The following is a 19,958-nucleotide window of genomic DNA, read 5'->3' on the forward strand; positions in this document are numbered from 1 at the left end:
GTGGACGACGTTGCGGTCGGTCATGTCTCGTCCCCAGGGCGATCAGGGTTGGGCGGGTCGGGATTGGCGGCGAGGTAGTCGCCGAGGCGATCGAGGCGCCGCTCCCAGGCCGTGCGGCGTTCGTGGATCCACTGCTCGGCGCGGCTGAGCACGGCGGCGTCGAGCTGGCAGGTGCGGACACGGCCGACCTTCTCGGACTTCACGACGCCGGCCGCCTCCAGCACGGCCAGGTGCTGCACCACGGCCGGCAGGCTCATGTCGAACGGCCGGGCGAGGTCGCTCACCGAGGCGGGGCCGCGGCTCAGGCGCTCCAGCATCGCCCGCCGCGTGGGATCGGCCAGCGCCTGGAACAGGGCGTCGAGGCCGGGGTTCACGCCGCCTTCCGGCCCGGGAACATGTGCATGACCGGCTGCGCCTCCTCGAGGACCCGGGCGAAGGACGGCCGCGCCTCCAGCCGGTCGAGGTAGCCGCCCAGCGCCGGATGGGTGGCCCGGAAGGGCAGCACCTTGTCGGCGTAGTGGAGCGAAGGCGCGGCGGCGCAGTCGGCCAGGGTGAAGGCCTCTCCCGCCGCCCAGGTCCGGCCGGCCAGCTCGCCCGCCAGCCAGTCATAGGACTTCGCCAGCAGCGCGTCGGCCTGGGCCACGCCGACGGGATCCTCCCCGCCGCGGAAGTTCTCCGCCACGATCCGGGACATCGGCTCCATGACGTAGCTGTCGAACACACGGTCCAGCAGCCGCACGCGGAGCGCCGCCTCCGGGTCCGCGGGGATCATCCCCGCCGACGGCGCGTGGAAGGTCTGGGCGTATTCCACGATGACGCTGGTCTCCGGGACCACCCGGCCGCGGGCGGTGTCCTCCAGGACCGGCATCTTGCCGATCGGCCAGCGGGCGTAGTGCGCGGCCCGCGAGGCCTCGTCGTGGAGCTCGACCAGGCGCGCCTCGAACGGCACGCCCATGTCGTAGAGGGCGACCTTCGCCTTCCAGCAGAAGGACGAGAGGGGATGCTCGTGCAGGATCAGGGTCATGGCGTCGCCTTCACTTAAGCACTCACTTAAGTATCAGCGATCGGCGGCGCGGGCAATCCCCGTGGACGCGTGGCCAGGAGTTCCAGCAGGCCCCGGGCCGCCGCGCTGAGGTAGCCGCCGCGGCGCACGACGCTGGCCACCGGCCGGGCCGCCTTAAGGTCCGCCACGCCGATCCGGCCAACGGTCCCCTCCTCCAGGGCCGCGGCGACGAAGCTCTCGGGCATCAGCGCGACGCCGAATCCCGCCTCCACGAGCCGCCTCTGGGCCGTCAGGCTGTCCACCGCCGTCCAGTCGACCTGGCCCAGGCCGCGGGCCCGGAAGACGCTGAACACATGGCTGGCGGCGATCTCCTCGCGGCCCGGGGTGATCGGAAAGGCCAGCCACCGCTCGCCCTGCAGCTCCGCCAGTGTGGTCACCGCACGGCCGGCCCGCGGGTGCTCCGGCGCGCAGACCACCACCAGGGACTCCGCCCACAGGACCTCGCAGGCCAGGTCGGGGGACGGATCGGCGTGGTAGCGCAGGCCCAGCGTCGCCTCGCCGCGCCGCACGAGGTCGCTCACCTCGGCGCTGGTGGCGGTGCGCAGGCGCAGGTCGACGCCGGGATGCCTGGCCGCAAACCGGCGCAGCACCGGGGCAAGATCGGTGTCGGCGAGCGTGCCCACGATGGCCAGGGACACCGGGCCTACCGCGTCCGACGCCAAGTCGCGTACCGCCCTGCGGGCGTCCTCCACCGCCGCCAGCGCCCGCTCCGCATAGGGGACGAGGGCGCGGCCGGCCTGGCTGAGCACCGCCCCGCCCGCCGTGCGGTCGAACAGCGGCGCGCCGAGTTCGGCCTCCAGGAGCCCGATCCGCCGGCTGATCGCCGGCTGGGTCCGGCCGAGCGCCTCGGCCGCCGCCGAGAACCCCTTGAGGCGGCTGACGGCCAGGAAGGTCGCGAGTCCGTCGACGTCCATCCGGCGTCTCCTATGCGCAGAACTGATCCAAGGCAGTCATACTATGCATTGGGCTGATATCCGACCGTCCGCTAGCGTCCGAAGGCAAGCCAAGGAACCCTGCATGCCGCCTTCGACCCGTGGCGAGACCTTCCTCGCCCTCCACCGCCGCCCCAGCGGCTTCGTGATGCCAAACGCCTGGGACGCCGGCAGCGCGATCCTGCTGGCGGAGGCGGGCTTCGAGGCCGTCGGCACGACGAGCGCCGGGATCGCCTTCTCCTTGGGCCTGCAGGACTACGGCTCCGCCGCGGCCCTTGGCGTTTCCCGCGAGGCGATGTTCGAGCGCATGGCCGAGATCGCCCGGGCCGTACGGGCGCCGGTGAACGGTGACCTTGAGGCGGGCTACGGCGACACCCCCGAGGCGGTGGCGGAGACGGTCCGGCTGGCGATCGACGCCGGCCTGGCCGGCGGCAACATCGAGGACAAGGTCCCCTTCGAGCCACGGCTCTACGACGAGGGACTGGCGGTGGAGCGCATCGCCGCCGCCCGCGAGGCCATAGAGGCCAGCGGCGAGGCCTTCGTGCTCACCGCCCGCACCGACGCCCTCGCGGTCTCCGGCGACCTGGACCAGGCCATCCGGCGGGCCAACCTCTACCGGCAGGCCGGCGCGGACTGCCTCTTCGCGCCCGGGCCGGCGGACGCGGAGACCAGCCGCACGCTGGTCCGGGGGATCCAAGGTCCCGTGAACGTGGTGATCGGCCTGGCGGGCGCGGCGCCCAGCACGTCGGCGCTGCTGGCGCTCGGCGTGCAGCGGATCAGCCTGGGCGGTACGATCGCGCGGGCGGCCTTCGCCTTCCTCCGACGGGCGGCGCGGGAGCTGCGCGAGCACGGCACGCTGGACTTCGCGGCGGACCAGATCCCCGCCAGCGAACTGAACCGGATCTTCGCGGACGCCCGGTCCTCCATTGAGCCCGCGCCCGCAGCCCTCTAGCTTCCGGGCTGCCTCACCGGAGCTCTCGATGCGCATCGCCACCTGGAACGTGAACTCGATCAACGCCCGCCTGGAGACCGTGGTGCGCTGGTTCGAGGCTGCCCAGCCTGACGTGGCCTGCCTGCAGGAGCTCAAGTGCGTCGACGAGAAGTTCCCGGCCGAACCCTTTGAAAGACTTGGCTACAACATCGCCGTCCACGGCCAGAAGACCTACAACGGCGTGGCCATCCTTTCGAAGACGCCGCTGGAGGACGTCCGCCGCGGCCTGCCGGTCCATCCCGACCACGGCGGCGAGGAGGACGACCACGCCCGCTACATCGAGGCGGTGATCTCCGGGCCGCGTCCGGTGCGGGTCGCCTCCATCTACCTGCCCAACGGCAATCCCATCGGTACGGAGAAGTTCGCCTACAAGCTGGCCTGGATGGGCCGCCTGAACGCCCACGCCCGCGAGCTCCTGGCGCTGGAGGAGCCGCTGGCCCTGGTCGGCGACTACAACGTCATCCCCGAGCCGCGCGACGCGGAGTACCCGAAGAACTGGGAGACCGACGCCCTCTTCCAGATCGAGAGCCGCGAGGCCTTCCGGGCGCTGAAGTGGCTGGGCTTCACCGACGCCTACCTGGAAGCCGACGGCGCTCCGGGCGCCTATACCTTCTGGGACTACCAGGCCGGCGCCTGGCAGCGGAACAACGGCATCCGCATCGACCACGCCCTGCTCTCCCCCCAGGCCGCCGACCTGCTTCGCGGGGTCTCGATCCACCGTGACGTGCGCGGCTGGGACAAGCCCTCCGACCACGTGCCCCTGGTGGTTGAGCTGGACGTCTGACCACCCGTTTGGGGGGACTCACCAAACAGGCTTAGCCTTGGCGCGATGGACGAAGTCGCGCGGCTCATCCTGCTGCTCGCGCTGGCGGGCGTGGCCCTGACCCTGCTGGGGACGGCCGCGATCCGGCTTTCCGACGAGAGCCGGCGTATCCGGCGCAGCCTCCGCAAGGTGCTCAAGGGCGAGCCGCATGCCCTGCTGGTGGCCCGCGGGCGGGGCCGCGGCGTGGGCTTCAACTTCACCTCCAACACTCTGGCAGTCGCCTGGGACGGCGGGGCCTGGTGCCTGCTCTACCGGATCGACGAACTGGTGGGCTCGGAGGTGGTCGTCGACGGCCAGGTCTGCGCCCGCGCCCACCGTGGCGAGGCGCGGCGGGCGCTCGACACCCTGACCGGCGCCGACAGGCTGGTGCGCCTGCGGCTGATCTTCGACGACCCGCGCCATCCGGATTTCGATCTCGACCTGTGGACGGCCGAAGACGAGAGCCGCAAGGGGGCGCTGAGCGCGCCGGAGGCGGTGCAGGAGGCGAACCGCTGGATCGCCCGCACCGAGTCGCTCGTGCGCCGCCACGTCCCGCGCCGGGAGGCGGTCCCGGTCGCCGCGCGGCCGGAGCCGGACCCGGAACCCGACTCTGAAGACGCTATTGTTGACAGCGTAAATCCATAGCCGCAGTGTCCGGCCCCAGGAGGACCTGAGCCATGTCCAGTCTGATCGCCGCGGCCGTCTTCTTCGTCCTGATTCACCTCCTGATCTCCGGCACCCGGGTGCGCGACGCCCTGATCGGCCGGATCGGAGCCGGACCCTACCTCGGCCTGTTCGTGGTGCTGTCGTGGATCGGGATCATCTGGCTGGGCTGGGCCTTCGCGCTCACCCGCGGCGCGCCGGGCAATACGACGATGTGGCAGATGACGCCGGCGACCCACGGCCTGCAGCTCCTCCTGCAGCTCGTGGCGGTCCTGTTCATCGTCATCGGCCTGACCACCCGCAACCCCACCAGCGTCCGCCAGGAGGGCGCGCTGGACAATCCGGAGGTGGTGCGCGGCATGCTGCGCGTCACCCGCCACCCGTTCCTGTGGGGCGTCGCGCTCTGGGCGCTGGGCCACCTGATCGTCAACGGCGACGCGGGCAGCATCATCCTGTTCGGCTCGCTGCTGGCGCTGGCCCTGTTCGGCACGGCCAGCATCGACGCCAAGCGCCGCCGGGCGCTGGGGAGCAAGTGGGACGCCTTCGCGGCCCAGACCTCGAACATCCCCTTCCTGGCCATCGCCTCGGGCCGCCAGCGGCTCAGCCTCGGCGAGATCGGCTGGTGGCGAATCCTCGTGGCGCTCGTGGTCTACGGCGTCCTCGGCTGGGCCCACCCCTACCTGTTCGGGGTCCCCGTCTTCATTTGATCTGCCGCATGGCGCCCGCCGGCGCGTAGGATCGGTTGCGTCATGCCCAGCTTCGCCCCCACGACCCGTCTCGAGACCCATGAGGTCATGAACCAGCCGCCGGAGTTCGGCGGGCGGAACCTCTACGCCATCGACGCGGCCTTCCGGGAAGGCGCCCAGCGCGAGGGCGGCGCCTGGCTGGACGAGCCGCTCTCCCGGCTGGGCGCGGCGGTTGGCTCCGAACAGGTGCTGGAATGGGGCGCGGAGGCGAACCGCTTCCCGCCCGAGCTGGTGACCTTCGACCGCTACGGCCGGCGCGTCGACGAGGCCCGCTTCCATCCGGCCTACCATTCCCTGATGGCGCTCGCGATGGAGCACCGGATCCACGACATCGCCTGGACCGCCGAGCGGCCCGGCGGCCACGTGGGCCATCTGTCCCTGCTGGCGCTGTTCACCCAGGCGGAAGCCGGCGTGATGTGCCCGATCAACATGACCTACGCCGCGGTCCCGGCGCTGCGCGTGCAGCCGGACGTCACCGGCCCCTGGCTGGAGAAGCTGCTCGGCGGCCGCTACGACGCCCCGCTCAGGCCCATCGCCGGCAAGGCCGGGATCACGGTGGGCATGGCCATGACCGAGAAGCAGGGCGGCTCGGACGTGCGGGCCAACACCACCCGCGCCTACCGGCTGGAGAGCTCCGACCCGCGCGCCTACCGGCTGGTGGGCCACAAGTGGTTCTGTTCGGCGCCGATGAGCGACGGCTTCCTGACGCTGGCCTACGCCGAGCGCGGCCTCTCCTGCTTCCTCGTGCCCCGGATCACGCCGGACGGCGAGCGCAACGGCATCCATGTGATGCGGCTGAAGGACAAGCTGGGCAACAAGTCCAACGCCTCCAGCGAGATCGAGTACCACGACGCCTACGCTCAGCTCCTCGGAGAGGAAGGCGAAGGGGTGAAGGTGATCATCGACATGGTCCACCACACCCGGCTGGGGACCATGGGCGGGACGCTCGGCATCATGCGCATGGCCCTGGCCCAGGCGGTCCACCAGGTGAGCGGCCGCCGCGCCTTCCAGAAGACCCTGATCGACCAGCCGGCGATGACCGCGGTGATCGCAGACCTGGCGCTGGAGTACGAGGCCGCCGTGGCGCTCTCCATGCGGGTGGCGCGCGCCTTCGACGCCGAGGACCTGGCCGGCCGGGCCTTCGCCCGGCTGTCGGTGGCGGTGGGCAAGTACTGGCTGACCAAGCGCAACCCGAACTTCGTCTACGAGTGCATGGAGTGCCACGGGGGCGTGGGCTACGTGGAGGAGACGCCCCTGCCCCGGCTGTTCCGTGAGAGCCCTCTGAACGCCATCTGGGAAGGCTCCGGCAACGTCATCGCGCTCGACATCCTGCGCACCCTGGCGCGCGAGCCGCTGGCGCTGGACGCCTACGCCGCCGAGATCGCCGAGGCGCGCGGCGCCGACGCCCGGCTGGACGCCGCCGCCGGGGCCCTGCTGGACGGCCTCGCCCGCCATCGCCCGACCGAGGGCGAGGCGCGGATGACCGCCGAGCGCATGGCGCTGGTGCTGCAGGGCGCGCTGCTCGTGCGCCACGCGCCGCCGGCGGTGGCCGACGCCTTCTGCGCCACCCGGCTGGCCGGCGACTGGGGCCGCTCGTTCGGGACGCTCCCGGCCGGGGCGGACATCGCCGCCATTGTGGCGCGGCAGCGGTTCGACTAGCCGCCGAGGGCGAAGTCCACGGCGGCCTCGCAGTGGGCCACGGCGCTGTCCACGGTGGGCAGGGCCATCTGCGCGGGGTCCAGGAGGAGCCCGATCTCGGTGCAGCCGAAGATCACCCCGTCGGCGCCGGCCGCCCGGCCGCGGTCGATGATCTCGAGGACCGCGGTGCGGGACTCCTCGCGGATCACGCCCTGGCAGAGCTCGTCGTAGATGATGGCGTGCAGCCGCTCGCGGTCGGCCTGCTCCGGCGCGAAGCCGTCCAGCCCCTGGCCGCGCAGCCGGTCCAGGTAGAAGGGCTTCTCCATGGTGAACCGGGTGGCCAGCAGCAGCGGTCTTCTCACGCCGCGGGCGGTCAGCGCCTGCGCCGTGGCGTCGGCGATGTGGATCACCGGAACCCCGCCGGCCTCCGCCACCTGCGGGGCGTTCAGGTGCATGGTGTTGGCGCAGATCAGCATGGCCTCGGCGCCGGCCGCGGCCAACCGGCGGGCGGCCTCGCCGAGCTGGCGGCCCGTCTCGTCCCAGTCGCCCTTAGCCTGCAGCTCGGCGATCGGCGCGAAGTCCACCGACCACAGGATCAGCTTCGCCGAGTGCAGCCCGCCCAGCCGCTCGCGCACCAGCCGGTTGATCAGCTGGTAGTAGACGACGGTGCTCTCGGCGCTGATGCCGCCGATCAGGCCGAGCGTGCGCACCTCAGAGGTCCGCGTAGACGTGGGTCTCGGCCTTCGCGCCCGGATGGGTCACCGCCCCCAGGTGGGCCGGACCGACCCCCTGGGCGAACTTCCAGATCGAGCCCGTTTGGTAGTTCGTCCGGCGGGGCGGTTCCTGGGCGAGCAGGTGCGCGCGGTGCTCGAGCTCGATGGGGTCGACCTCCAGCTCGATCGTCCCCGCGTCGGCGTCGATGGTGATGATGTCGCCGTCCTTCACGAGCGCGATCGGGCCGCCCGCGGCAGCCTCCGGGCCGACGTGGCCGATGCAGAGGCCGCGGGTCGCGCCCGAGAACCGGCCGTCGGTGATCAGGGCGATGTTCTCCACCCCCTGGCCGTAGAGCGCGGCGGTGGTGGCCAGCATCTCGCGCATGCCGGGGCCGCCCTTCGGGCCCTCGTAGCGAATCACCAGGACGTCGCCTTCCTTGTAGTCACGGGCGGTGACGGCGGCGAAGCAGGCGTCCTCGCCGTCGAACACGCGCGCCGGGCCGCGATGCTTGGTGTGCTTCAGGCCCGCGACCTTGGTGATGCAGCCGTCCGGGGCCAGCGAGCCCCACAGGCCGACCACGCCGCCGGTGGGCGACAGTGGGTTGGACACCGGGCGGATGACCTCCTGGTCGTCGCGCCAGACCACGTCGGCGACATTCTCGGCCAGCGTCTTGCCGGTGACGGTCATGACGTCGCCGTGGAGGTAGCCGCCTTCCAGCAGCGTCTTCAGCAGCATGGGCGTGCCGCCGGCCTCTCCCATGTCCTTCGCCACGAACCGGCCGCCCGGCTTCAGGTCGGCGATGTACGGCGTGCGGGCGCAGATCTCGGCGAAGTCGCGCAGCGTGAACTCGATCCCGCACTCGTGGGCCATGGCCGGCAGGTGCAGGCCGCCGTTGGTCGAGCCGCCACTGGCCGCGATCACCACCGCGGCGTTCTCAAAGGCTTCTCGCGTGCAGATGTCGCGCGGGCGGATGTTCTTCTCGATCAGCCGCATCACCGCCTCGCCCGAGGCGCGGGCGAACTGGTCGCGGTCGGTGTAGGCGGCCGGGAGGGCCGAGGAGAGCGGCAGGGCCAGGCCGATGGCCTCGGAGACCATGGCCATGGTGTTGGCGGTGAACTGGCCGCCGCAGGCGCCGTCGCCGGGGCAGGCGTGCTGCTCCACCTGGCAGAGCCGCTCCTCGCTGATCGTACCGGCGGAGAACTGGCCCACCGCCTCGAAGACGTCCTGGACGGTGAGATCCTTGCCATCGAGCCGGCCCGGCAGGATCGAGCCGCCGTAGATGAACACCGACGGCACGTTCAGGCGCAGCATGGCCATCATCATGCCCGGCAGGCTCTTGTCGCAGCCGGCGACGCCGACCAGGGCGTCATAGCCGTGGCCGCGCATGGTCAGCTCGACCGAGTCGGCGATTACCTCGCGGCTGGCCAGCGACGAGCGCATGCCTTCGTGACCCATGGCGATGCCGTCGGTCACCGTGATCGTGCAGAACTCCCGCGGCGTGCCGCCGGCGGCCTTCACGCCCTCGGCGGCGGCGTTGGCCTGGCGCATCAGGGCGGTGTTGCAGGGGGCGGCCTGGTTCCAGCAGGAGGCCACACCCACGAACGGCTGGGCGATCTCACGGCTACCGAGGCCCATGGCGTAATAGTAGGACCGGTGCGGGGCCCGCGAGGGGCCTTCCGTCACGTGGCGGCTGGGCAGCCTGGTCTTGTCCCAGGTCCCGTCTGGCTTCCGGTGCATAGCGACGCCTCCGACTAGAGGCGCCTTCCTTAGAGGTGCGAAAAGCGGCGGGGAAGAGCTGCGGCCCCGAAAGCAGCCGGCGCGAGCAGAAGCGCTACTTGTAGATGTGCCGCCCCGGCGCCGGCCAGCGGCCGACAGGCCTCGCCATGTCCCGTTGGCCGAACGACGCTATCCCTTGTGGCGCAAGCGATTGGCGGACCAGGCGCCTCGCCCCCCACGGCCCGTTCTGCGTGACGAATACCGTATGCGGACAAGAAAAGAGGCGCGCCGAAGCGCGCCCTCAGGTTGTTCTCTGGGAAGAACAAAGTCAGTAACCGCGGAACAGTGCGCCGGTCTTCTTACCGCCACAACCCATCCAGGGTTGAATTCTCACCGACAACCGTCCGACAAGGTGAGGCTTATTTAGTTATCAATGTTCAGTTTGCGACGCGCACGTTGACGCCTGATCGCGGCTGCTTCAGCTTGACCGTCAAGCGCAGGCAATAGCGCTCATTCAGAAGCTGCGGGGAGGCGGCTGACAATGCATCGCAAACTCTACTTCATGGCGTCCAGCGCCCTGCTGGCCGCTGTCTTGGGCACGACTGCGCACGCGCAGACCGCCAACACCATCGAAGAGCTCGTGGTCACCGCCGAGAAGCGGGAGCAGAGCCTGCAGGACGTGCCGGTCGCCGTCTCCGCCTTCACCTCGGAGAACCGGGACATCATCGGCATCACCAGCGTGGCCGACATCACCAACTTCACGCCGGGCCTGCAGTACTCCAGCCAGACCGACCGGGTCAGCCTGCGCGGCGTGGGCCGGACGAGCAACGTCCACTCGGCCGACGCCTCGGTGTCGGTCTATTCCGACGGCATCTACACCACCTCGACGGTGGAGGCCGGCAAGACGCCGCTGTTCCTGGAGCGGACCGAGATCCTTCGCGGGCCCCAGGCGACGCTCTACGGGCGCAACGCCGTGGCCGGGGCGATCAACCTGGTCTCCAAGCGGCCGACCGACGAGTGGTACGCCGAGGCCCGGGCCCAGTACCAGAACTACAATCACCACCTGCTGGAGTTCGCGGCCTCCGGGCCGACGATGGTCCCAGGGATCACCTTCCGGATCGCGGCCAACTGGGAGAAGCAGACCAAGGGCTGGATCGACAACATCGTCCCGGGCTTCCCGGACGAGGGCAACGTCATCGACACCAACATCGTCGAGGGCCAGCTGAAGTTCGACTTCAACGAGAACTTCGAGGGCTGGGCCAAGCTCACCTGGATCGAGTGGCGCAACGGCGGGGGCGGGCCCGGCGCGCGGGCGACCTGGACGCCGGCCCCCTACCCCACCACCGAGGCCCTGTTCTCGACGGCGATCACCCTCAACCCGGGCTACGGGTGCAACCCGAACACCAGCAATGTGGTGAACCTGTCGCCGCAGGGCTGCGTGAACCCGGCCCTGACCAACCCGCGGAAGATCGCCTCTTCCGTGCCCTACGACGTGGACCTGAACGGCACCTACATCTTCGCCAGCGAGTGGACCTACCACTTCCAGGGTTTCGACCTGCGCTACCTGACCGGGGCGGTGAACTACAACTACGCCCTGAACGGCCCCACGCCGGCCGACCAGACCGCGCCGATCGTCGCCTACACCCTGCCGTCGCTGATCCCCGGCGGCAATCTCACCGTCCGCCCGCGTTACGCCTTCAACTACCAGGAGCGGGAGCAGTGGTGGAGCAACGAACTCACCCTGATATCGACCGGTGACGGACCGGTCCAGTGGCTGGCCGGCCTCTACCACTGGGACGAGAACTACACCCAGCCGGTGTACACCTACCTGCCCGACGAGCCGCGGGTTCAGGGGCCGTTCGGCGTCCCGGCGCTCCTCTGCGCCCAGCGGCAGGGCGTCTGCGCGCCCAACCCGAGCCAGCGGATCTTCGACACCCAGCCGGAGTTCGACATCACCTCCAAGGCCGTCTACGGCCAGATCGACTGGGAGTTCGTGCCCACTTTCACGCTCACGGTCGGCGCCCGCTATTCGGTCGACAAGAAGGAGGGCGTCGAGAAGGGCCGGCTTCTCTGCTACCTCGTCGCCGGCTGCTTCGCCGCGCCGGAGCTGAACGGCGCCGTGCCGGGCGGCATCCCGCCCGTGGACATCACCGAGAACCAGTGGGGTCCGAGGCCCACCCTGCCGCCGGGGGTCTCGGGTCCGACCACCTTCGACCAGGCCACCGGCTTCGCCACCCGGCCGCTCTCGGACACCTGGAAGGAGGCCACCGGCAACATCGGGGTGAAGTGGGAGCCGGACGCCGACACCAACGCCTACGCCCGCTACAGCCACGGCTACAAGCCGGGCGGCTTCCGGATCGGGATCGACGTCGGCTTCTCACCCAATCCGCGGACCGAGAAGGAGACGGTGGACGCCTTCGAGGTCGGCATGAAGAAGACCTTCGGCGGCCGGCTGCAGACCAACCTCGCGGCCTTCTATTACGACTACCAGAACGCCCAGATTCCGCTCAGCGTGATCAACACCTCGGGGGCCGTCGCCGCCTCGGAGGCCATCCTCTACAACGTGCCCAAGGCGACCTCGAAGGGCGTGGAGCTGGAGTCGATCTGGCAGCCGATCGACAATCTGCAGATCCTCTTCAACTACTCCTACCTCGACGCCGAGATCACCGAGGGCACGGCGGTGGATCCGGTCGATCCCGCGGCGCTCCACGCGCGGGCCACGCCGATCACCAACCGCGCGAACTGCCGGGCCGTCGTCTACGGCGACACCTCCACCACCTGCGCGGCGGACGTCTATACGAGCCCCCGACCCGTGGTGAGCGCGGCCGGCGCCACGACCCAGGTATCCTCGACGCCGGATCCCAACGGTGGCTTCCAGCGGGTCCAGGACCTCGACGGCAACTCCCTGCCCAACGCGCCGAAACACAAGGTGGCGGTGAACGCCAACTACACCTGGGACCTGCCGGCGGGCGGGGCCCTGATCGGGTCGGTGAGCTACATCTGGCGTGACGCCCAGTACGGCTCGATCTTCAACCGCGACTATTACAAGTCGCCGTCGTGGGACCAGTGGGACGCCCGCGTCACCTGGCAGGCTCCCGACGACAAGGTGACGGTCATCGCCTTCATCAAGAACATCTTCGACGACCTCGGCTACGAAGGCGGCGCCGGGGCCGCCCGGCGGGCGGGCAGCATCTACACCCCGCCGGCCGGCGCGCCGATCGTGAACGTCGTGCAGGGCGTGGCGAGCACCTATCCGCTCACCCCGCCGCGCACCTACGGCATCGAGCTGCAGTACAAGTTCTTCTAGGGCGCTGAAGGACGGGACGCCCTGCGCAAGACGCGCGGGGTGCCCCCATCCGTTCCGGCGTCGACGAGCCCGGCGACCCGCTCCAGGCGCTCGGCCCAGGCGCGCTCGAACTGCGGCGTCCACTCGGCGCCCAGCGCCTCGCGGCAGACCTCGCGGACGATGGGGAAGAACCGGGCGAAGGCCGCGGGCGCGACCCCGAAGGCGTCGTGGTTCACACGCTCGGCGGCGATGAAGTTGGCCCCGTAGCTGCCGTCCAGGTCCAGCAGGCACTGGAAGGCCACCGCCAGCATCTCGCCGCGCACCGCGCCCCGGGTGTCACGCACGAACAGGGCCTCGGTCTCCGGGAGCTCGGCGAACAGGCGCGCATAGACGAGCGGCGTCGGGTCGCCGACGCGCTCGGCAAGCAGGTCCAGCGAATGGGAGACGGCGTCGGGGGTCAGAGCGCTTCCTCGATCGCGTCGGTGACCTCACTGTCGAGCGGATCGGTGCGGGGGCCGAAGGCGCGGATCGCCTCGCCGTTCTTGCCCACCAGGATTTTATGGAAGTTCCAGACCGGCACGGCCGGTTCGCCCAGCTCCTGCTCGGCCCAGCGGTAGAACGGGTGCGCGCCCTCGCCCTTCACGTCCACCTTGGCGGTCAGCGGGAAGTCGATCTTGAAGCGGGTCTCGCAGAAGTCCTTGATCTCGGCCTCCGTGCCCGGCTCCTGGCCGGCGAACTGGTTGCAGGGCACGCCCAGCACCACGAGGCCGCGATCCCTGTACTCGGAATAGAGCTGCTCCAGCCCATCGTACTGCGGCGTCAGCCCGCACTGGGAGGCGGTGTTGACCACCAGCACCACCTTGTCCCGGAAGGTGGTGAGCGGCAGGGGCTGGCCGTCGATGGTGCTGAACGAGAGCTCGTGCGCGCTGGATGTCATGGGTGTCCTCCCTGGACGTCTCGGCCCGAGGCTAGCGCCCTTACGCGGCGTCTTCCAACGCCTGTTCGACCGCGAGCGCCAGGTCGAGCGCCCGGATCGCCTCCTCGGCGGTGACGATCGGCCGGGGCGCCTCGCCGCGCACGGCCTGCAGGAAGCCCTCCACGCTCGCTCCTAGCGGATCGGTGGCGGCGGGTGTGTCGGCGAAGTCAGGGTTCAGCGCGAACGGCGTGGTGTTGCGGAACTCGCGGGTGACGAAGTCGATCTCCACTTCGCCCGATGGATAGACCACCTTCATGTGGCGCCGGCGCTCCGGAGCCATACGCGAGACGTCGAAGCGGGCGGTGAAGCCGTCCTCGAAGCTGACCTCCGCCCGCACCACGTCCCAGACGCCGCCGGGTCCCCGCTCGCCCTCGCTCTCGGCGGTCACCGGATCGGCGGCTGAGATCGAGAGCGCCAGGTCCAGGTCGTGCACCATCAGGTCGAGCACGGCCGAGACGTCGCGGCTGCGCTCCGAGGGCGGGCCATGGCGCAGGGCTTCCAGGAACCGCGGCTGCTCGGGAACGTCCAGCAGTCCCATGGCGCGGAACACTACCCGTTCCTGGTGTCCGCAGGCGACCACCAGCCCCCTCGCCTGCGCCAGGCTGCGCACCTTCTCGGCGTCGGCGACCGTGACCGCGATCGGCTTCTCCACATAGACGTGCTTGCCGGCCTCGAGCGCGGCCAGGGCCTGGGCCGCGTGGTGGCTGGCGGGCGAGGCGATGGTCACCACGTCCACGGCCTCGAGGAAGTCCGCCATCTCGTGGAAGGCGCGGCCGCCCAGCGGCACGGCGACCCGGGCGGCCCGGTCGGGATGGGGGTCGAGGACCGCGGACAGGACCACGCCGTCGAGCCGGGCGTACTGGCGGGCGTGATAGCCGCCGAAGACGCCGGCCCCGATCACGCCGCCGCGCAGGGACTCAGCCATGGGGAACTCCGGATTGGGGCGAGCGCCTAGCAGAGGAGCAGCCTCGACGCCACAGCCCCGTCCGGTCTAAACACTCGTTTGAACCAGAGAGAACGAGAGGGACGTCCATGACCACGGTGCGCGAAGTCCGGCTGAAGAGCCGCCCGGTGGGCAACCCCACCCACGACAATTTCGAGATCGCCGCCGTCGAGCTGAAGGACCCCGGTCCCGGCGAGGTCCAGGTGAAGAACCTCTGGATGACGGTCGATCCCTACATGCGCGGCCGCATGAACGACGTGAAGAGCTACGCTCCGCCCTTCCAGCTGGGCGAGGTGATGACCGGCGGCGCGGTGGGCCAGGTGACGGCCTCCAACGACGCGAACCTGAAGGAAGGCGACCTCGTCCTGTCGCAGCTCGGCTGGCGCGAGGCGTTCACGGCGCCCGCCAACACCCTGCAGAAGCTCGATCCGCGCGGCCTGCCGGTCCAGGCCTTCCTGGGCGCGGCCGGCATGCCGGGGCTCACCGCCTACGCGGGCCTGCTGCGCGTGGCCGCCCTGAAGGAAGGCGACGTGGTGTTCGTCTCCGGCGGGGCCGGCGCGGTGGGTTCGATGGTCGCCCAGATCGCGAAAGCCAAGGGGCACCGGGTGATCGCCTCGGCCGGCGGGCCGGAGAAGGTCGCCTTCCTGAAGTCGATCGGGGTCGATCACGCCATCGACTACAAGGCCGAGAAGGACCTGACGGCGGCCATCCTGGCCGGCGCGCCGGACGGCATCGACGTCTATTTCGACAATGTCGGCGGCGAGCACCTGGAGGCGGCGCTCAACGCCGCGCGCCTGTTCGCCCGCTTCGCCATCTGCGGGATGATCTCGATCTACAACGCCACCGAGCCGCAGCCCGGCCCGAGCAACCTGGCCCTGCTGATCGGCAAGAACATCCGCATGGAAGGCTTCATCGTCTCCCACCACTTCGACATGATGCCGAAGTTCATCGAGGACCTCTCCGGCTGGGCGCGCGAGGGAAAGGTCACGTGGAAGGAGACCGTCTTCGAGGGGATCGACAAGGCGCCCGACGCCTTCATGGGCCTCTTCAAGGGCGACAACCTGGGCAAGATGCTGGTGAAGCTCGCGTGAGGTGAACATCGCGGCCGTTGGCCCGTTCCTCCGGAGGGGCTAGAAGCCACCCGTCCCCGCCTAATGGAGCCGTCAACGTGCCGCGCCTCTTCAGCGCCTATGTGATCGTCGACTGGAGCGCCGCTTCCAAGCCGACCACCGGGGCGGACTCCGTCTGGATCGGCGTGCTGAAGCGCGACGTCCGCTTCCGGCTGGCCTTCGAGAGTTTCAATCCGCCGACCCGGGCCGAGGCCGAAAAGCGCCTCAACCTGATCCTGGACGACTTCAAGAAGCGCTCCGAGCGGGCGCTGGTCGGCTTCGACTTCCCGCTCGGATTCCCGCGGGGCTTCGCCGAGGCGCTGAAGCTGCCGGGCGAGCAGCCCTGGCGCGCGGCCTGGGACCAGATCGACAAGATGGCCAAGGACAAGGCCGACAACACCAACAACCGCTTCTCGGTCGGCTCGGAGATCAACCGGCGGCTCACCGGCGGACCCTTCCCGTTCTGGGGCTGCCCGCCGAAGGACGCGCTCACCACCCTGCAGCCGAAGCGCACGCGCACGCACGGTCCCGACGACCTGCCGGAGTTCCGCCATGCGGACCTCGCTGCCAAGGGCGCGGCTTCGATCTGGAAGCTCTACTACAACGGCTCCGTGGGCGGCCAGGCGATCCTCGGCATCCCGGCCGTGCGGCGGCTGAAGCTCGCCCGCGGCGAGGCGGTGAAGGCCTGGCCGTTCGAGACCGGTTTCAAGGCCCTGACCGAGGCGGACCTCGACGGCGTCGACGTTGTTGTGGCCGAGGTCTACCCCTCGCTCCTGAAGGTGCAGCCGGGCCCCGGCGAGGTGAAGGACCTGGCCCAGGTGCGGGTCACGGCCGAGCATTTCGCGAAGCTGGACGAAGCCAACAAGCTGGGCGCCCTGTTCGCGCCTCCCAAGGGGACCGCCGCCGAGATCGTGCTCGAGGCGGAGCGCGAAGAGGGCTGGATCCTGGGCGCCGGCGCCTAGCCGCGGAGCGCCTCCAGGGCGGGACGGAAGCGGCGCGAGAGGGGCGCCTCCAGCAGCCCCAGCTCGATCGCATAGTCGCCGGAGCCCTCCGGCCGCAGGCCGCGCACGCGCGCGGAATTGACCAGCCACGAGCGATGGGTCCGCACGAAGCCGTGGGGGCCGAGCCGCGCCTCGAGCGCCGCCAGCGAGCTGCGCATCAGCGGCCGGCGCCCGTCCTCCAGCAGCACCTCCGCGTAGTTGCCGGCCGAGCGCACCGCCAGGATCTCGGCCAGGGGCGCCCGCACGAGCCGCGCGCCGTCGCGGATGTCGAGCTGCGCCGGTCCCGGACGGGGCTGCACGGACGTCGCGTCGCGCCAGCGCAGCAGCAGCCAGAACAGTCCCCCGGCGAACGCGAACGCCGGCACGTCCTTGGTCGCCTCGTACAGGAACTCGGCCGGAAAGGCGCCGAAGTCGTAGCGTCCGCCGAGCAGCAGCGGATAGGCCAGGCTGCGCAACGCCACGAAGCCCCCCACGTGCAGCACCGGATAGAGGGCGCCGCCGCCGATCCAGGCCAGGGCCAGACGCCAGCGGGGCGGCGCACGGCGGCGCGTCCAGAGGGCGAGGCCGATCGGCAGCAGGAGCACCACGGCCGTGGACAGGGCGCTCGACGCCTCGTCCAGGATCGGCCGCCCCCAGCCCTCTTCCGGCGCGTCGTGGGCGCGGGTGACGATGTTGATGGCCATCACCAGCGCCGCGATGGCCAGGCCGATTCCCCAGCCGACCAGGAGGATGGGCGCCGTCCCACCTGGCGCGCCGTTCGGCGCAGCCGGGCGCGATCCGTCACCGCCAGGCCGCCGCTCGTCCCCGGCGGCTTGGCCGGCGCGGCCCGCGCGGTTGACTGCGGCGTCCTTCGACGCACCGCCAGAGTTGACGATGACCTCCATGCGCACGGCCCGGCTCCCCCTCCTGGCGAGCTTACTCGCACTGGCCGCCTGTTCGCCACCGCCCGCGCCGCCCCCGGCGCCGGACGTCGGCTGGGCCCACTACGGCTCCGACGCCGGGGGCACGCGGTTCTCGCCCGCGGCCCAGATCACGCCGGCCAATGTGCGGGGACTGAAGGTCGCCTGGACCTGGTCCACGGGCGAGATGGCGGCCAAGGGGGAGGCCATGGAGCGGGCCTCCTTCGAGGCCACCCCGATCCTGGCCGGCGGGCGGCTCTACCTCTGCTCGCCGTTCAATCTCGTCGCGGCGCTCGATCCGGGGACGGGCCGGCCGCTCTGGCGCTTCGACCCGAAGGTCGATCCGCACGTGAACTATCCCAACGATTACGTGTGCCGGGGCGTCACCTACTGGCGCGATCCGCAGGCGCCGGCGAACGCCCCCTGCGCGGAGCGGATCTTCACCGCGACCAACGACCGGCGGCTGTTCGCCCTGGACGCGGCGAGCGGCCGTCCCTGCCCCGGCTTCGGCGCGGGCGGCGTCGTGGACGTGGGCGCGGGGGTGCGGCTGGCGAGGCCCGGGGCCATGCAGATCACCTCGGCGCCGGTCGTGGCGCGCGGCGTAGTCGTCGTGGGCTCCTCCATCGACGACAACCAGCGGATCGACGAGGTGCGCGGCACGGTCCGCGCCTACGACCTGCGCACCGGCGCACCGCGCTGGTCCTTCGACCCCCTCGCGGCGGCGGACCCCGGCGTGAAGGCCGGCGCCGCCAACGTCTGGGCGCCGATGTCGGTGGACGAGGCGCGGGGGCTGACTTTCCTGCCCACCTCGAGCCCGAGCCCCGACTTCTGGGGCGGCGCGCGGCTGGGCAGCGAGGGCCAGGCCAATTCCGTCGTCGCGCTGGACGCCGAAACCGGACGGCCGGCGTGGAGTTTCGCCACGATCCACCACGACGTCTGGGACTACGACGTCCCGGCCCAGCCGACGCTCGCCGACGTCGCCTGGGGCGGCCGTGCGACGCCGGCGGTGATCCAGCCGACCAAGCAGGGCCTGATCTTCACCCTCGCCCGCGACGACGGGCGGCCGGTGATCCCTGTGGAGGAGCGCCCGGTCCCGCAAGGGGCGGCGCCCGGCGAGCGCCTGTCTCCCACCCAGCCCTTTCCCCTCGCGCCGCGGCCGCTGACGCCGATCCGTGTCACAGCCGACGATGCCTACGGCCTCACGCCCTGGGACCGCGGGGCGTGCCGCAGGCTGATCGCAGGGGCCCGGAACGAGGGCATCTACACGCCGCCGTCGACGCAGGGAACGATCCTGCACCCGTTCACCGGCGGCGGGGTCAACTGGGGTGGGCTGGCCTTCGATCCCGGCCGGCAGGTGGCGTTCGTGAACACCTCCAGCCTGCTGCACCGGGTGACCCTGATCCCGGCCGAGCGGGTGGCGGCTGAACGCGCCGCCAACCCTGGCGTGGAGATCTCGGCCCAGGCCGGCGCGCCCTACGGCATGCGCCGCGAGGTGCTGCTCTCGCCGCTCGGCCTGCCGTGCAACAAGCCGCCGTGGGGGCGGCTGCACGCCGTGGACATGCGCACCGGCGAGGTGCTCTGGGAGGTCCCGCTCGGCACCACCCGCGACCTCGCCCCGGGCAGCCAGCTCCTCCTCGGGACCGTCGGCGTGCCAGGCTTCGGCGGGCCCATGGCCACCGGCTCTGGCCTCGTCTTCATCGGCGCGGCTGTGGACAACTACCTGCGCGCCTTCGACGGGCGCACGGGCAAGGAGCTGTGGAAGGGCCGGCTGCCGGCCGGCGGCCAGGCCACGCCGATGACCTATGTCTGGAAGGGCCGCCAGTACGTGGTGATCGCCGCCGGCGGCCACTCCAAGTCCGACACCAAGCGCGGCGACACGCTCGTGGCTTTCGCCCTGCCTACAGCGGACGGCGGCTGAGCAGCCAGAAGCGGCCGAGCAGCAGGACGGCGGAGATCACGCTGGCGATGACCACGGCCCAGACGACGCCGATGAGGTGCAGCCCCATCGGGATGGCCAGCACATAGGCCAGCGGCATCATGATCACGATATAGCTTGCCAGGTGGGTGAAGGTGGGCAGCCAGACGTCGCCGCGCGCCCGCAGCGCCTGGGCGGCCACCACCTGCAGTGAGTCCGGCAGGAACATCAGGCAGGCCAGCACGAGCGCCGGGGCGGCCATGGCGATGGTCGCCGCATCGCGCGTGTAGCCGCTGGAGATCAGCCCCGCGGTGGGCCAGATGGCCAGGGTGACGAGCACGCCGAAGACGGCGGTGACGCCGAACACCACCAGCCCTGCGCGGTTCACGCCCACGGGGTCGCGCGCGCCATAGGCGGTGCCGACCAGCACCGCCCCGCCGGTGGCCAGGCCCAGGGGCACCATGAAGACGATGGCCGCGACGTTCAGCACGATCGCCCAGGCGGCGACCGCCAGCCCGCCCAGCCAGCCGGCGATGACGTTCATGCTGGCGAAGGAGGCGACCT

Annotated in this window: 19 protein-coding genes; 9 read left to right on the forward strand and 10 right to left on the reverse strand. The window is 71.0% G+C overall.

Going from position 1 to position 19,958, the window contains the following annotated elements:
• Window positions 1-20 precede the first annotated feature (20 nt).
• Genes V7Z97_RS15675 through V7Z97_RS15685 form a run of 3 tightly spaced genes read right to left on the reverse strand, consistent with a single transcriptional unit; the run spans window position 21 to window position 1,977 of the window.
• Window positions 21-374: an ArsR/SmtB family transcription factor gene (locus V7Z97_RS15675; RefSeq protein WP_334164370.1), complete on the reverse strand. Its 354-nt coding sequence runs from the start codon at window positions 372-374 to the stop codon at window positions 21-23.
• Complete coding sequence (locus V7Z97_RS15680; protein ID WP_334164371.1) at window positions 371-1,024, reverse strand: glutathione S-transferase family protein; 654 nt, start codon at window positions 1,022-1,024, stop codon at window positions 371-373. The genes V7Z97_RS15675 and V7Z97_RS15680 overlap by 4 nt, the downstream gene beginning before the upstream one ends.
• 26 nt (window positions 1,025-1,050) lie before the next feature.
• Window positions 1,051-1,977 carry a LysR family transcriptional regulator gene (locus tag V7Z97_RS15685; protein ID WP_334164372.1) on the reverse strand — a complete coding sequence of 309 codons (927 nt, stop codon included), beginning with the start codon at window positions 1,975-1,977 and terminating at the stop codon, window positions 1,051-1,053.
• Window positions 1,978-2,080: 103 nt separating this feature from the next.
• Here V7Z97_RS15685 and V7Z97_RS15690 point away from each other — a divergent pair, with 103 nt between their 5' ends.
• Genes V7Z97_RS15690 through V7Z97_RS15710 form a run of 5 tightly spaced genes read left to right on the forward strand, consistent with a single transcriptional unit; the run spans window position 2,081 to window position 6,856 of the window.
• Window positions 2,081-2,947, forward strand: coding sequence for an isocitrate lyase/PEP mutase family protein (locus tag V7Z97_RS15690; protein WP_334164373.1), 867 nt, complete (start codon window positions 2,081-2,083; stop codon window positions 2,945-2,947).
• A 28-nt stretch (window positions 2,948-2,975) separates the two neighbouring features.
• Entirely contained in the window at window positions 2,976-3,770 is a 795-nt protein-coding gene (xth, locus tag V7Z97_RS15695; RefSeq protein WP_334164374.1) for an exodeoxyribonuclease III, read from the forward strand.
• 45 nt (window positions 3,771-3,815) lie between these two features.
• Window positions 3,816-4,433 (forward strand): hypothetical protein, encoded by a 618-nt coding sequence (locus V7Z97_RS15700; protein WP_334164375.1) that lies wholly within the window; start codon window positions 3,816-3,818, stop codon window positions 4,431-4,433.
• Window positions 4,434-4,465: 32 nt separating this feature from the next.
• A complete protein-coding gene (locus V7Z97_RS15705; protein WP_334164376.1) occupies window positions 4,466-5,158 on the forward strand; it encodes an NnrU family protein in 693 nt (230 codons plus the stop codon).
• Window positions 5,159-5,200: 42 nt separating this feature from the next.
• The gene (locus tag V7Z97_RS15710) at window positions 5,201-6,856 is read left to right on the forward strand and encodes an acyl-CoA dehydrogenase family protein (protein WP_334164377.1); all 1,656 of its coding nucleotides are present in this window, start codon (window positions 5,201-5,203) and stop codon (window positions 6,854-6,856) included.
• On the opposite strand, the gene V7Z97_RS15715 is transcribed toward V7Z97_RS15710, so the two are convergent.
• Window positions 6,853-7,545: an aspartate/glutamate racemase family protein gene (locus V7Z97_RS15715; protein WP_334164378.1), complete on the reverse strand. Its 693-nt coding sequence runs from the start codon at window positions 7,543-7,545 to the stop codon at window positions 6,853-6,855. The genes V7Z97_RS15710 and V7Z97_RS15715 overlap by 4 nt on opposite strands.
• A 1-nt stretch (window position 7,546) precedes the next feature.
• Window positions 7,547-9,286, reverse strand: coding sequence for a dihydroxy-acid dehydratase (gene ilvD / locus V7Z97_RS15720; protein ID WP_334164379.1), 1,740 nt, complete (start codon window positions 9,284-9,286; stop codon window positions 7,547-7,549).
• 520 nt (window positions 9,287-9,806) lie between these two features.
• On the opposite strand from ilvD, the gene V7Z97_RS15725 reads away from it, so the two are divergent.
• Window positions 9,807-12,572, forward strand: coding sequence for a TonB-dependent receptor (locus tag V7Z97_RS15725; protein WP_334164380.1), 2,766 nt, complete (start codon window positions 9,807-9,809; stop codon window positions 12,570-12,572).
• Here V7Z97_RS15725 and V7Z97_RS15730 read toward each other — a convergent pair.
• From V7Z97_RS15730 to V7Z97_RS15740, 3 genes are read right to left on the reverse strand one after another with little or no spacing between them, the layout of a single operon-like run.
• Window positions 12,569-13,012: a globin gene (locus V7Z97_RS15730; protein WP_334164387.1), complete on the reverse strand. Its 444-nt coding sequence runs from the start codon at window positions 13,010-13,012 to the stop codon at window positions 12,569-12,571. The genes V7Z97_RS15725 and V7Z97_RS15730 overlap by 4 nt on opposite strands.
• Window positions 13,009-13,488 (reverse strand): glutathione peroxidase, encoded by a 480-nt coding sequence (locus V7Z97_RS15735; RefSeq protein WP_334164381.1) that lies wholly within the window; start codon window positions 13,486-13,488, stop codon window positions 13,009-13,011. Before V7Z97_RS15735 ends, V7Z97_RS15730 begins: the two co-directional genes overlap by 4 nt.
• 40 nt (window positions 13,489-13,528) lie before the next feature.
• Window positions 13,529-14,452: a Gfo/Idh/MocA family protein gene (locus V7Z97_RS15740; protein ID WP_334164382.1), complete on the reverse strand. Its 924-nt coding sequence runs from the start codon at window positions 14,450-14,452 to the stop codon at window positions 13,529-13,531.
• Window positions 14,453-14,559: 107 nt separating this feature from the next.
• Between V7Z97_RS15740 and V7Z97_RS15745 the strand changes: the two genes are divergently transcribed.
• Both V7Z97_RS15745 and V7Z97_RS15750 read left to right on the forward strand, forming a co-directional pair.
• The gene (locus V7Z97_RS15745; protein ID WP_334164383.1) at window positions 14,560-15,561 is read left to right on the forward strand and encodes an NADP-dependent oxidoreductase; all 1,002 of its coding nucleotides are present in this window, start codon (window positions 14,560-14,562) and stop codon (window positions 15,559-15,561) included.
• A gap of 77 nt (window positions 15,562-15,638) precedes the next feature.
• Window positions 15,639-16,541, forward strand: coding sequence for a cobalamin biosynthesis protein CbiG (locus tag V7Z97_RS15750; protein ID WP_334164384.1), 903 nt, complete (start codon window positions 15,639-15,641; stop codon window positions 16,539-16,541).
• Here V7Z97_RS15750 and V7Z97_RS15755 read toward each other — a convergent pair.
• Complete coding sequence (locus V7Z97_RS15755) at window positions 16,538-17,464, reverse strand: LytTR family DNA-binding domain-containing protein (protein ID WP_334164388.1); 927 nt, start codon at window positions 17,462-17,464, stop codon at window positions 16,538-16,540. The genes V7Z97_RS15750 and V7Z97_RS15755 overlap by 4 nt on opposite strands.
• On the opposite strand from V7Z97_RS15755, the gene V7Z97_RS15760 reads away from it, so the two are divergent.
• Entirely contained in the window at window positions 17,454-19,397 is a 1,944-nt protein-coding gene (locus tag V7Z97_RS15760; RefSeq protein ID WP_334164385.1) for a pyrroloquinoline quinone-dependent dehydrogenase, read from the forward strand. The genes V7Z97_RS15755 and V7Z97_RS15760 overlap by 11 nt on opposite strands.
• On the opposite strand, the gene V7Z97_RS15765 is transcribed toward V7Z97_RS15760, so the two are convergent.
• Window positions 19,378-19,958, reverse strand: a 581-nt coding sequence (locus V7Z97_RS15765; protein ID WP_334164386.1) for an MATE family efflux transporter, incomplete at its 5' end; no start/stop codon positions are given. The genes V7Z97_RS15760 and V7Z97_RS15765 overlap by 20 nt on opposite strands.

This window comes from Phenylobacterium sp., from assembly GCF_036821595.1.
Classification (GTDB): Bacteria; Pseudomonadota; Alphaproteobacteria; order Caulobacterales; family Caulobacteraceae; genus Phenylobacterium.